This window comes from Isoptericola luteus, from assembly GCF_020297055.1.
Classification (GTDB): domain Bacteria; phylum Actinomycetota; class Actinomycetes; order Actinomycetales; family Cellulomonadaceae; genus Isoptericola; species Isoptericola luteus.
This window is the reverse complement of record NZ_JAIXCQ010000001.1, coordinates 577107-589872: the sequence shown is the minus strand read 5'-3', so window position 1 is coordinate 589872 and position 12766 is coordinate 577107. Positions and strand designations below refer to the sequence as shown.

The 12766-nt window shown below is 73.9% G+C and carries 12 protein-coding genes; 9 read left to right on the top strand and 3 right to left on the bottom strand.

All coding sequences use genetic code 11. The features are described from left to right. The first annotated feature begins 21 nt into the window (after nucleotides 1-21). On the top strand, nucleotides 22-468 hold the full coding sequence (locus LEP48_RS02775) for a winged helix-turn-helix transcriptional regulator (RefSeq protein WP_225564021.1): 447 nt from the start codon (nucleotides 22-24) through the stop codon (nucleotides 466-468). An 81-nt stretch (nucleotides 469-549) separates the two neighbouring features. On the opposite strand, the gene LEP48_RS02770 is transcribed toward LEP48_RS02775, so the two are convergent. Continuing rightward, a complete protein-coding gene (locus LEP48_RS02770) occupies nucleotides 550-894 on the bottom strand; it encodes a winged helix-turn-helix transcriptional regulator (RefSeq protein WP_225564019.1) in 345 nt (114 codons plus the stop codon). A 54-nt stretch (nucleotides 895-948) separates the two neighbouring features. On the opposite strand from LEP48_RS02770, the gene LEP48_RS18685 reads away from it, so the two are divergent. Together LEP48_RS18685 and LEP48_RS02760 are read left to right on the top strand one after the other, a co-directional pair. Further along, nucleotides 949-1695, top strand: coding sequence for a group II truncated hemoglobin (locus tag LEP48_RS18685; RefSeq protein ID WP_225564018.1), 747 nt, complete (start codon nucleotides 949-951; stop codon nucleotides 1693-1695). Nucleotides 1696-1908: 213 nt separating this feature from the next. Continuing rightward, nucleotides 1909-2283 carry a histidine phosphatase family protein gene (locus LEP48_RS02760; protein WP_225564017.1) on the top strand — a complete coding sequence of 125 codons (375 nt, stop codon included), beginning with the start codon at nucleotides 1909-1911 and terminating at the stop codon, nucleotides 2281-2283. Nucleotides 2284-2341: 58 nt separating this feature from the next. On the opposite strand, the gene LEP48_RS02755 is transcribed toward LEP48_RS02760, so the two are convergent. Next, a complete protein-coding gene (locus LEP48_RS02755) occupies nucleotides 2342-2794 on the bottom strand; it encodes a TA system VapC family ribonuclease toxin (RefSeq protein WP_225564016.1) in 453 nt (150 codons plus the stop codon). Next, nucleotides 2787-3032: a hypothetical protein gene (locus LEP48_RS02750; protein WP_225564013.1), complete on the bottom strand. Its 246-nt coding sequence runs from the start codon at nucleotides 3030-3032 to the stop codon at nucleotides 2787-2789. The genes LEP48_RS02755 and LEP48_RS02750 overlap by 8 nt, the downstream gene beginning before the upstream one ends. 206 nt (nucleotides 3033-3238) lie before the next feature. Between LEP48_RS02750 and LEP48_RS02745 the strand changes: the two genes are divergently transcribed. The 6 genes from LEP48_RS02745 (at nucleotide 3239) to LEP48_RS02720 (ending at nucleotide 12743) form a co-directional block, all read left to right on the top strand. Beyond that, nucleotides 3239-3670 (top strand): hypothetical protein, encoded by a 432-nt coding sequence (locus LEP48_RS02745; RefSeq protein ID WP_225564010.1) that lies wholly within the window; start codon nucleotides 3239-3241, stop codon nucleotides 3668-3670. Between the two features lie 131 nt (nucleotides 3671-3801). Further along, entirely contained in the window at nucleotides 3802-5331 is a 1530-nt protein-coding gene (locus tag LEP48_RS02740; protein WP_225564009.1) for a glycoside hydrolase family 43 protein, read from the top strand. After that, complete coding sequence (locus LEP48_RS02735) at nucleotides 5331-7352, top strand: DUF6807 family protein (RefSeq protein ID WP_225564008.1); 2022 nt, start codon at nucleotides 5331-5333, stop codon at nucleotides 7350-7352. The genes LEP48_RS02740 and LEP48_RS02735 overlap by 1 nt, the downstream gene beginning before the upstream one ends. A gap of 59 nt (nucleotides 7353-7411) precedes the next feature. After that, entirely contained in the window at nucleotides 7412-8065 is a 654-nt protein-coding gene (locus LEP48_RS02730) for a DUF2238 domain-containing protein (RefSeq protein ID WP_225564007.1), read from the top strand. Continuing rightward, complete coding sequence (locus LEP48_RS02725; protein ID WP_225564006.1) at nucleotides 8062-8829, top strand: glycosyltransferase family A protein; 768 nt, start codon at nucleotides 8062-8064, stop codon at nucleotides 8827-8829. Before LEP48_RS02730 ends, LEP48_RS02725 begins: the two co-directional genes overlap by 4 nt. 353 nt (nucleotides 8830-9182) lie before the next feature. After that, on the top strand, nucleotides 9183-12743 hold the full coding sequence (locus LEP48_RS02720; protein ID WP_225564005.1) for a pectinesterase family protein: 3561 nt from the start codon (nucleotides 9183-9185) through the stop codon (nucleotides 12741-12743). Nucleotides 12744-12766: the final 23 nt, after the last annotated feature.

The following is a 12766-nucleotide window of genomic DNA, read 5'->3' as shown; positions in this document are numbered from 1 at the left end:
CACCGGACGACAGGAGAGCCCATGCCGACCATGACCGCGGCCCAGCACCGAGCCGTCGCGAAGCGGGAGTACGACGCCTTCCTCGACGTCTGCCCCAGCCGGCAGCTCCTCGCGCGGATCTCCGACAAGTGGGTCGCCCTGGTGCTCGCCGCGCTCGGCGGAGACGGGCCCGGGTCGGGGCCCGCGCCCGGACGCCGGCCGATGCGCTACTCCGAGCTCTCCCGGCAGATCTCCGGCGTGAGCCAGAAGATGCTCACCCAGACCCTGCGGTCGCTCGAGCGCGACGGCCTGGTGACCAGGACCGTGACCGCCACGGTGCCCGTGACCGTCACCTACGAGATGACGGATCTCGGCCATTCCCTGCAGGGCGTCATGCGGGACGTCAAGGCCTGGGCGGAGGGACACATGGACGAGGTCCTCGCCCATCGCGACGACCACGACCAGCGACAGCAGGCCGACCGAGCCTGACCGCCGGCGGGCCTCGGCGGAGCCGGGGTGATCCCGGTGCGGTGGTCCGGGCCGGATCCTTGTCAGGCCACGCTCACGTGGTCATCGAGGTGACATCGAGGTGACGACGAGCCCGTCGCGCTCGGCACGGTCCGCACCCCAGTCGTGCAGGGCCTGCAGGGCCGGTCCGAGTCGCCGCCCGTCGTCCGTCAGCGTGTACTCGACCGCCGGAGGGTTGCCGCCGAGCGGCCGCCGGACGACCAGGTCCACCGTGACGAGGTGCCGCAGCTGCTGCGTGAGCATCTTCTCCGAGATGCCGGTCACGAGCCGGCGAAGCTCGCCGTAGCGGCGCGGTCCCTCCTTGAGGTGGGCCAGGATCACGACGGACCATGCGCCGCCGATCACGCCGAGCGTCACCTCGACCGGGCACCCGTATCGGATCTCCACGAACCTCACGGTACGTCCTTGTGCACGCCGTCGAAGCCTCGGAGACTCGAGGTCGTGACTGTGGAATACGTTCGATACGCCATCGACCCGGACCGCGCCGAGGAGTTCGAGCGCGCCTTCGCCCGCGCGGCCACGCCGTTGCGGCAGTCGCCCTACTGTCGGACGTTCGACCTGAGCCGCTGCGTGGAGGAGCCGTCGAGCTACGTCCTGCGGATCGTCTGGACGTCGGCCGACGACCATCTCGAGAAGTTCCGGAGGAGCCCGCAGTTCCGTCAGTTCTTCGGCGAGGTCAGGGGCTTCGTCGACAGCATGACGGAGATGCGCCACTACGAGCCGGTCCCCGTGATGCCGAGCCTGTACGACTGGGCCGGGGGCGGCCCCGCGCTGGAGCGCCTGTTCGAGGTCTTCTACGCCAAGGTCGCCGACGACGACGTCCTCGGGCCCGTGTTCGCGGAGATGAGCCCCGACCACCCGAAGCACGTGGCGGCATGGATCGGGGAGGTGTTCGGCGGGCCCGCGGCGTACTCGACGCGCCGGGGCGGCCATCGGGGGATGGTCCGGCACCACGTCGGCCGTCGGATCACCGAGCGGCAGCGACGCCGCTGGAGCGGTCTCCTGCTCGACGCCGCGGACGAGGTCGGGCTGCCCGACGACCCGGAGTTCCGGTCGGCGTTCGCGGCCTACGTCGAGTGGGGCACCCGGCTGGCGGTGTCGTTCTCGAGCGCCGGCGCCGAGACCGACGTCGCGGAGCCGATGCCGCGGTGGGGCTGGGGCGAGGTACGCCCGTGGCCACCGGCCTGATCCCCGTGTCAGCCCCACCGTCGACCACCGGCCCGTGTGAAAGTTGCGGTATGACGGCACCGGTCGAGACCTGTCCGCCCGCACCCGTCCCCGGCCGTGTCCCCGCGCGCGAACGCACCGTCAGCGTGGTCACGCACCCGGAGGCGACCCACCACGTCGAGCACGTGGTCGGCGGACAGTTCGACTCCTTCCTGACGCCGCGCGGAGAACGGCATGCTGAAGCGATCGCCGCAGCCGCAGTCGTGGCTCGACGCGCGGTTCGTACCGCCGCTAGCAGCCGGCGACCGCCTCCGTCATCACGACGGCCCGGCTGGCTCGGAGACCCGCCTGGACGTGGCCCGACGCGTCGACGAAGCGATGGACGACCTGCTCCGGCTCGACGTCGACGAGCTCGTCATCGTGACGCACGGCTACGCGGCAACCCTTGTCGTCGCCGCCTGGATCGGAATGCCGATCCAGGCCGCCGGCCACGTCGCTTTCCCGGTGTCGTCAGGCAGCGTCACGACGCTGCGGGAGGACGGGTTCTTCCACAACCGTGCCGTCGTCACCATCGGCGACACCCGCCATCTGGATTCATCGGTGTCATGAGTCCATCCGAAGTTTCGAACCTTCAGAGCCCGGTTCTGACGCGGTGTCCTGACCCTCATCACCCGCCCGCTCGGATCACGTGGACGTGCTTGCGGTCACGTGGCCTGAGCGAGTGGTGGATCTTCGCGTCGAACGTCGCCAGGACGCCACCCTGGGAGATTGCGAGGTTGAGCAGGTGGGTGTCGGTGACCTGCCGGTGCGCTGTGATGTGCCCGGTCACCGCGCGAGCGTCGGAGACAGAGGTCGCGTCGGCGACGAACTCGGCGTTCGGCAGTGACTTGATGGCCCGCAGGGCATCGAGTGCGACGGCGATGGTGAGAGGCTTCCCGTCGCTGTCGACGGTGATCGCAGGGTTGAGCAGCAGACGCACCAGCGCGGTCTCGGTCATCGGGGTGGTGGCGAACCTCGCCGCGTGCGCGATCCAGCGCCGCGCCGCCGCATGGTCGGCGTGATCCTCCAGGGTGAGCGCGACCAGGACGTTGGCGTCAGCGATCTGGACCGGCTCACTCATCGTCGTCCAGTGCGTCGGCGACCATCTCGCGGGTCACCGTGCGCCCCGGGGAGCGGAACACGGGGATGGTGTCCAGCGGGTAGCCGGCCTCCCGCGCGAGCTGGTCGGCACGCTCGTTGGCGAGGCCTACCAGGACGCGACCCGGACGCTGGTCGGGGAACCTGCGCGCCCCGAGTGCCAGGATGTTCTCGACACGCTGGTCCCGGGTGACCTGGATGCGCTCATGGGCGGTCGGCATCGCCAAAGTGTATCACCGCGGCGATACTGGGTGACGCACCCAGCCCGGGCCCCAGGGCCGTCGTCGCAGGCACCGCCGCGAGCGTCCACCGCCGGAAGGATCGGCATCGAGGTGATCAGGATCGAAGAAGCGGCGCCGCCCTGGCCGCACCTAGCGTGGGCAGCAGCCGCGGGGAACCACCCCGCCTGTGGAACCAGGAGACCGACATGGCCACGTCCGAAGGACTCAGCGTCGACGAGCGCAACGCCGTCAAGCAGCGCGCCAAGGAGCTGCGCGAGCAGGAGAAGGCCGGCCGGAACCGCGCGGCGGGCGAGAAGGCGGTGCGCGAGGCGATCGAGCCGCTCGAGGGGAGCGACCGGGACATCGCCGAGGGGATGTACCGAGTGGTCTCCGACGTCGCCCCCGGGCTGGTTCCCAAGACGTACTACGGCATGCCGGGCTTCGCGAACGCCGCGGGCAAGATCGTGGTCTTCATGCAGCCGGCGGCGAAGTTCGGCACCCGCTACGCGACGGTCGGCTTCGATCCTGCCGCCCACCTCGACGACGGCGACTTCTGGGCGACGTCCTTCGCCGTCCTGGCCTGGACCCCCGAGTTCGAGAAGAAGCTCGCCGAGCTGGTGCGCACCGCCGCGGGCTGACCCGCGTCGCCTTCCGTCACCACACGGGGTCTCGGGGGGCGGAAACCGGTTGCTAGGCTGAGGGCAGCACGGCAGGAACCGGTTTCCCACGTTTCCCGCCGACTGTCCCAGCGACGTGACGGAAGGCGACCATGACCCACTACAGCAACCCTGTCCTCGACGCGGACTGGCCGGACCCGGACGCGGTCCGCGTCGGCGACGACTACTGGATGATCGCGTCCAGCTTCAACCGCGCCCCAGGCCTGCCCATGCTGCACTCACGGGACCTCGTGTCGTGGGAGCACGTGGCCAACGCGCTGCCCGCACTGCCGCAGGCCGGGCACTACGCGCTCCCCCGGCACGGGTCGGGCGTGTGGGCGCCCAGCCTGCGCCACCACGACGGACTCTTCTGGATCGTCTACCCGGACCCGGACCACGGGATCTTCGTCCTGACCGCCCCCGACCCGCGCGGGCCCTGGTCCGAGCCGTGGTGCCTGATCCCCGGCCGCGGCCTCATCGACCCGTGCCCGCTGTGGGACCCGGACGGCCGCGCCTACCTCGTGCACGGCTGGGCGAAGAGCCGCGCCGGGGTGAAGAACCGGCTCACCGTGGTCGAGGTGGACCCGGCGCTGCGCCACATCGTCGGCCCGGCCCGCACCGTCGTCGACGGCGACGAGCTTCCCGGCTTCCGCACCCTGGAGGGCCCCAAGCTCTACCAGCGCGACGGCTGGTACTGGATCTTCGCGCCCGCCGGCGGCGTCGCCACCGGCTGGCAGACGGCGTTCCGCAGCCGCTCGGTGTGGGGACCGTACGAGCACCGCGTCGTGCTGGCGCAGGGGGACACCCCGGTCAACGGCCCCCACCAGGGCGCCTGGGTCGACACCCCCGAGGGCGACGACTGGTTCCTGCACTTCCAGGACCGCGGCGTGTTCGGGCGCGTGGTGCACCTGCAGCCGATGGGCTGGGACCCCGACGGCTGGCCCGTCCTGGGGGACGCCGGGCGCCCGGTGCTCACCCACCCCGTCCCCGTCGCCGGTGCCGAGCCCGGCGAGCCGGTGCGCAGCGACGACTTCTCCGCCCCAGGCCTCGCGAGCCGCTGGCACTGGCAGGCCAACCCTGCCGACGGCTGGGCCGTGGTCGACGGCGGCGGCACGCTGCACCTGCCCGCCCAGGCCTCGCCCCGGGGGAGCCTGCGCGACCAGGGCGCCGTGCTCTGCCAGCAGCTCCCCGGGCAGCCGAGCACCTGGCAGACGCGCGTCGACCTGGCGGGCGACGCGCCCGGCACCCGCGCCGGCGTCGTCGTCCTCGGCCGCGAGTACGCCTGGGCAGGTCTGGTGCGCACCCCCGTGGGCCTGGAGGTCACCCTACGACGCGGCGGCACCGACGGCGACGAGGAGGTCGTCGCCCAGGAGCCGGTGCCCCACGGCGCATCCGGCATCGACCTGCGCGCCGTCGTCGACGGCGACGGCGCGGTCACGTGGGGCTGGCGGGCCGCCGGGACGCAGGTCGGGGACGACGCGTCGTGGCACGACGTGGCGCCGCCCTGGCAGGCCCACGTGGGCCACTGGATCGGCGCGGAGGTGGGCCTCTTCGCGAGCGCACCGCTCGGCGCGGTCCTCGCGCCAGGAGACGGCGGCACGTTCGGACCCGTCCGCGTCACCGTGGCCGGCAAGGAGGCGTGATGACCCGCTCCGGAGGACCCACGATCGACGAGGTCGCCTCGGCCGCAGGGGTGTCGCGGGCCACCGTCTCGCGCGTGATGAACGGCCGCTCGTCCGTGGCCACGGACATCGCCGAGCGCGTGCGCGCCGCCGCCCGCGAGCTGAGGTACCAGCCGAGCCGGCTGGCGCGGAACCTGTCGCTCGGTCGCACCAACTCCGTCGCACTCGTGGTGCCGGACCTCGCGAACCCGATGTTCCAGCAGATCCTGCGCGGCACGATGGCGGCCGCCGCCCCGCACGACTACCGCGTCCTCGTGGCGGAGACCGCGGAGAACACCGGCGACGAGGCCGAGGTTGCGCTCGAGGCACGACAACGGTGCGACGCGCTGGTGCTCGCCGCGCCCCGAACCTCGGAGGACGCGCTGCGCGAGCTGCTGCCGCTCCTGGAGCCCGTCGTGGTGATCAACCGGCACGTGCCCGGGCTCACGGTGCCGAGCGTGCGCGTCGACTACGCGGCCGGGGTACGCAGCACGGTGGACCACCTCGTCGCGCTGGGGCACCGCGAGCTCGCGTACGCGGCGGGGCCGCGCTCGAGCGCCTCGAACGCGCTGCGCCTCCGCGCGCTCGACGACGCCCGCGAGCGCCATCCCGGGCTGCGCGTCACGACCGTCCCCTGCGGCCCGACCGTGGACGCCGGCTACCGGGCCGCGGACCGCGTGCTGTCGACCGGCGCGACGGCCGTGGTCGCGTTCAACGACCTCGTCGCGTTCGGCCTGCTCGCCCGGCTCAACGAGACCGGCGTGGCCGTGCCCGGCGACCTCTCGATCGCCGGCTTCGACGACATCGAGCTCGCCCGCTACGCGACGCCGTCGCTCACCACCGCCGCGGTGCCGCAGGCCGACCTGGGGCGACGTGCCTGGGACCTGCTGCACGCGCGCGTGCTGGGCAGCGAGCGCGCGCCGGGTACCGAGCGCGGGCGGCCCGGCATCGGCGACGAGGTCGCGCTGCACGTGACCCCAGGCCTGGTGGTGCGCGGCAGCACCGGCCCCGTGCCGCCCGCGCGGCGCCTCGGGGTGACGTCGGCCGACCTCGCGGGGCGCGCCCACGCCCGTGAGGGCGTGGTCCGGGCGCGCTGGCAGGAGGCGGACGACGACTGGGTGCTCGGCGTCGGAGACGACCGCGCCCTGGGCCGGTACTCCCGGGGGGCGTCGATGCCGGGCGTGCACAGCCCGCGACCGTTCCTGCACCCGGTGCACTCGCTGCAGGGCGTGGCGATGACCGTCAAGAGCCCGGTGGACCACCGCCACCACTACGGCGTGTCGATGGCCGTGGCCGACGTCGACGGCACGAGCCACTGGGGCGGACGCACCTACGTGCGCGACCAGGGGCCCACCCTGCTCGCCAACCACGGCCGCCAGGAGGTCTCCGGCACGGAGGTGACCGACGACGGCGCCACCGTCGTGCAGCGGCTGAGCTGGCTCGACGAGCACGGCGGCGTGCAGCTCACCGAGGAGCGGCGCCTGACCGCCGTCGTGATGCCCGAGGTCGACGCGTGGGCGCTCGGCTGGCACGGCACGCTGCGCGGCGGCGCCACCGACGTGGAGATCGGCAGCCCGGCCACGAACGGCCGGCCGGGTGCCGGGTACGGCGGGTGGTTCTGGCGGCTCCCGTCGGGCGACGAGGCCCTCGCGGTCGGTCCCGCGGGACCGGACGTGCACGGGTCGCGGCACCCGTGGGTGGCCGTCACCCGGCGCACCGGCGGCGCGTGGACCACGCTCGTGCTGGCCCAGCAGCCCGGGGAGGGCTCGCCGGAGCCGTCCCCCTGGTTCGCGCGCGTCGCCGACTACGTGGGGCTCGGGCCCGCGCTGGCCTGGGACACCGTGCGGCGCCTCGAGGCCGGGGCGTCCCTGGACGTCCGGCTCGTGGCGGCGGTCGTGGACCGGCGCCTCGACGCGGACGGCGCGCAGGACGTCGCGGATCTCGCCGTCGCCCGGGTGGGTGCCGTCGGGGTCCGCTCGGGGGCCGGCGAGGGACCGTCGTGACTCACGGGCGCCCTCCCGCCCGGCGGGTGCGGGCCACGCCTCCTGCCTAGGCTGGCCCTGTGACCTCGGCACCTCGGACCGCCCGCCTCCCGGCGGCCTGGCGCCCGGCGCCGGGGAGGCCGACGTGGGGGATCGTGCTGGGCGACGCCGTGCGGCTCGGGGCGCTCGTCAGCGTGCTCCTGGCGGTGGCGGCGGCCGACTGGGTCGCCGTCCCCCTGTTCCTCCTCGTGCTGGGCGGCTCGATGGTGCCGCGGGCGACCGGTGCGTCCGCCGTGCTCGACGTCGCGTGCGGGGTGGCGATGCTCGCCGCCGCGTGGTGCGCCCGGCTCGGGTGGTACGAGCGGTTCGAGGGTCTCGACCTGGCGGTGCACGCCGTCGCGACCGGCCTGCTCGCGGCGCTGGCGTACCGGGTGCTGACGCGCGGGCCCCTCTCCCCGGTGCGGCCACCCGCCTCGGTCGCGACGACCGTCGTCGCCCTCGGCGCGACGCTCGCCGTCGTGTGGGAGGTCCTCGAGGTGCTGGGGCACGCCCTGGTCGACGACAGCATCTACGTGACCGTCCCCGACACCGTCGGGGACCTCGCCGCGGGCTTCGTGGGAAGCGTCGTGGCGGCGGCGCTCGTGGCTCGGAGCTCGTCCCGGGCCACCCTCGGGAGCGCCGCCGGGGGCACCGGTGGGACGACCGCGGGGACGACCGCCCGGGAGCGCGCGTGACGGGGCGGGCGGCGACGGCCGCGGGCCGGCCGGGCGGTGCCCTGCCCACCGTGTCCGTCGTCGTCCCCGCGCGGGACGACGCCGCCGCCCTCCACCGGTGCCTGGCGCTGCTCGCGGCGCAGACCCTGCCGCCGTTCGAGGTGGTGGTGGTGGACAACGCGTCCACCGACGCCACCGCCGCGGTCGCGCGGCGCGCCGGCGCGACCGTGGTGCACGAGCCGCGCGTCGGCATCCCCGCGGCCGCGGCCGCCGGGTACGACGCCGCGCAGGGCGAGGTCGTGGCGCGGCTCGACGCGGACTCCGAGCCCGAGCCCGGCTGGGTGCGCGCGATAGCGGAGCGCATGGCTGCGGACCCGGGCCTGGACGCGGTGACGGGCGCAGGCACCTTCACCGACCTGAGGGGCGGGCGGTGGGCGTGCGCGCTGTACCTCGGCACGTACTACGCCAGCACCCGGATGGCGCTCGGGCACACGGCGCTGTGGGGCTCGTGCATGGCGTTCCGCCGCAGCACCTGGTGGGAGGTGCGCGACCAGGTCGAGCGCGTGGACCCCGAGGTGCACGACGACATGGACCTGGCCTTCGCGTTCGGGCCCGGACGCCGGATCGTGCGGGACAGGCGGCTGCGGGTGGGCGTCTCCGCCCGGTCGTTGCGGCGCGCGCGCCGTCGCCGGTTCGCCCGGGCGGTGCGCACGCTGCGCCTGAACTGGGTTGTCGCGCCGCCGTGGGAACGGTGGCGCGAGCGTCTCGTCGGGGCGGCTCGGTAGGCACTCCGGCGGCAACGTCCGGCAGCGTCCGGCAGCGTCCGGCAGCGTCCGGCAGGGTCCCGGGCGGGACCTCCGGGCCGGACGCATTGGTGGCGACCGCTGAACTATTGACGCGGGCGCCGACCTGGACTACGTTGTGAGAAACCGGTTTCCGAGGCGTTTCCGGTCGCAGAGCGCGACGGGCACGGGAAGTCCGACACCGACGTCGGCCGCACCACGAGCTGCACCACGACCGCACCACGAGCTGCACCACAGGCGGTGCCCGGGCAGGTCCGGGCACCGCCGGCACCACGGCACCACCCGCTCGTCCCGACCCGAGGGCCACCGGCCCGAGTCTCACGAGAGGCGCGACGATGCCCTTCCCCGCGGACCATCGACACTCCCCCGACCACACCGACCCACCGCCCACCGACCGGCAGACCGGAGGCCCGCCGGCCGGCCTTCCGCGCACCGTGCACGCCCGGCCGGGCAGGCGTGGGCGCCGCGTCACCGCGGCGCTGGCCGCGCCGGTGCTCGGCCTGACGCTGCTCGCCCCGGCGGCGCACGCGACGACCGGCACGGACCACCACGGCCCCGACGCCGCCGTGGCGGGGCAGGCGCTGCTGCACCGCATCGGCGCCTCGCCGGCGACCAGCGTGGACGGGCCCGTCTGGTCCCCCACCGCCACCGGGTTCGCCTCCGTGCCGACGGCGGAGCTGCCCGACGGCACCACCGGCGGCGCAGGCGGGCGCACCGTGACCGCGCGCGACGCCGCGGACCTGGCCGCCTACGCGTCCGCCGACGAGCCGCTGACCATCCTCGTGCAGGGCTCCCTCGACGTGGAGCCGTTCGGGGCGATGATCGACGTGGCCAGCGACAAGACGATCGTCGGCGCGGCGTCCGGCGGCGAGATCGTCGGCGGCGGGCTGCGGCTGCTCGAGGTCGAGAACGTCATCATCCGGAACCTGGTCTTCCGCGACTCGTACGTCCCGGCCGACTGGGACGGCAAGAGCGCGGACAACGACAACGACGGCATCCGCATCGACACCTCCCACCACGTGTGGATCGACCACAACGAGTTCGCACGCCTCGGCGACGGCCAGCTCGACGTCCGCAAGGACTCCACCGCCGTGACGGCGTCCTGGAACTACTTCCACGACCACAACAAGACGCTCGGCGTCGGCTGGACCGACAACGTGGTGACCACCCTGACGCTGCACCACAACCGGTTCTCCAACGTGCACCAGCGCAACGGCAGCATCGACAACGTCGCGCTCGGGCACCTCTACAACAACTGGCTGTCGGGCGTGAGCTCTTACGGCACGTCGTCACGCGGGGGCTCGAGCCTGCTCGTGGAGTCGAGCGTGTTCGAGGACGCGCGCAACCCGCTCATCCTCAGCGGGGACGACGCCCGCCTGCACCAGCGCGACAACGTGTTCCGGCGCACCTGGGGCGAGGAGCCCGCCGAGACCGGGCCGACCTTCGAGGCCTCGGACCACTACGCCTACACGGCCGACGACACGGACGACGTCGTCGACCTCCTCGCCCGGCACGCCGGCACGCGCACGTCCGGGGAGCGGGTGGGCCGCGTGGTCACCGTGGCGCAGGACGGCACCGGGGACTACCTGTCGGTGCACGCCGCCGTGGGCGCGGCCGCGCGCGCCGACCGTCCCATGGAGGTCGTCGTCGAGCCCGGCACCTACCGCGAGGTGGTCTCCGTGTGGCCCGGCGCCGCCGGTCTCACGCTGCGGGGGTCGACCGGCGACCCGGAGGACGTCGTCATCACGTACGACAAGCGCGCCAGCGACTGGCCCGCCCTCGACGTGAGGGCAGACGACGTCACGCTGCGCGACCTCACGCTCGAGAACACCTACGACGAGGCCGCGAACGGCCCCGCCGAGGCGCTCGCCGTGCGGTCCACGGGCGCCCGGACCGTGCTCGAGGGCGTGCGCGTCCTCGGCGACCGGGACCTGTCCGCCCCCGACGTCGACCCGGCCGAGGCGGGCGCCGCGCTCCTCGCGCGTCTCCGCGCGCCCCGGACCACGACGGCGGACGGGCCGGTCTGGTCGCCCGTCGCCACCGGCTTCGCCGCCACCCGGACCGACGAGCTGCCGCACGGGACCACCGGCGGGGCCGGGGGACGCACCGTCACCGTCCGCGACGCCGCCGGCCTCGCCCGCTGGGCCGCCGTCGACGGGCCCGTGACGATCCTCGTCAGGGGCAGCATCGACGTCGAGCCGTTCGGGTCGATGATCGCCGTGGCGAGCGACAAGACGATCGTGGGCGCCGGGCGGCACGCCGAGCTCGTGGGCGGCGGACTGTTTCTCGACCGGGTGCAGAACGTCGTCGTGCGCAACCTGACGTTCCGCGACTCGTACGTGCCCGGCGACTGGGACGGCAAGAGCGCCGACAACGACAACGACGGCATCCGCGTCGACACGTCGCACCACGTGTGGATCGACCACAACGAGCTCACACGCCTGGGCGACGGCCTGATCGACGTCCGCAAGGACTCGACGGCGGTCACGCTGTCGTGGAACCACCTGCACGACCACAACAAGACGGTGGGCGTGGGCTGGACGGACAACGTGGTCACCGAGATCACGATGCACCACAACCGGTTCGCGAACACGTACCAGCGCAACGCGAGCATCGACAACGTCGCCGCCGGCCACCTGTACAACAACTGGTTCGACGGGCAGGCGCAGTACGGCACGATGGCGCGCGGAGCGTCGCAGCTGGTCGTGGAGTCCAGCGTGTACTCGAACGGCGAGGACGCCATCGTCGCCAAGGACGCCGCCTCCGAGGTCGACTCGCGTGACAACCGGTTCACCACGATCCGCGGCCGCAAGGACGACACCGGGCCGACGTTCGACCCGGCCGCGCGGTACGCGTACACGGCCGACGACGTGGACGACGTCGTCGAGGTCGTGTCCCGGGGCGCCGGGCCCCTCGGCTCGCCGGAGAAGGTGGGCCGGCGGGTCACGGTGGCGCTCGACGGCAGCGGCGACTTCGCGTCGGTCGGGGCCGCGGTGGGTGCCGCGTCGCGCGCGGTTCACGACGTCGAGATCGTCGTCGGGCCGGGCACCTATCGCGAGGTGGTGCGGGTGTGGCCGGGCGCCCACGGGCTGACGATCCGCGGCGCCACCGGCGACCCGCGGGACGTGGTGCTCACCTATGACCTCGCCGCGGGCCAGGCCAAGTTCTACGGCGGCACGTTCGGGCACACGGGCTCCCCCACGCTCGCCGTGCTGGCCGACGACGTGACCCTGCGCGACCTCACCGTCGAGAACGCCTACGACGAGGCCGCACACGGCAACAGCCAGGCGCTCGCCCTGCGCACCGTGGGCGACCGGATCGTGCTCGACGACGTGCGGCTGCTCGGCAACCAGGACACGTTCCTCGCCGACCCGGGATCGGGCGCCGCCGCGTCGCGCGTGTACGTGACGGGCTCGTACATCGAGGGCGACGTCGACTTCGTCTACGGCGGCGGCACCCTCGTCGTCGAGGACTCGGAGATCCGCTCCCTCGACCGCGGGTCGGCCACGAACAACGGGTACGTCGCCGCGCCGGCCACCGTGCCGGGAGGCAAGGGCTTCCTGTTCACGGGCAGCCGGTTCACGTCGGACGCCGCGGCGGGCACCGTGTCCCTCGGGCGTCCGTGGCACCCCAGCAGCAACCCGCTCGTCGACCCGTCCGTCGTCGTCCGCGACTCGTGGCTGGGTGCGCACGTGCGCACCCCCGCCTGGTCCGACATGAGCGGCTGGTCGTGGCGGGACGACTTCATGCGCGAGCACGCCAACACCGGCCCCGGCGCGGCACCGACCGGTGCGGAGGTCGACGGCCGCCCGCAGCTGACCGACGACGAGGCCGCCCGGTACACCCGTGAGACCTTCCTCACAGGCGACGACGGCTGGGCGCCCTGGCGTCGTTGAGCGACGCGCCGTGAGCACGCCGT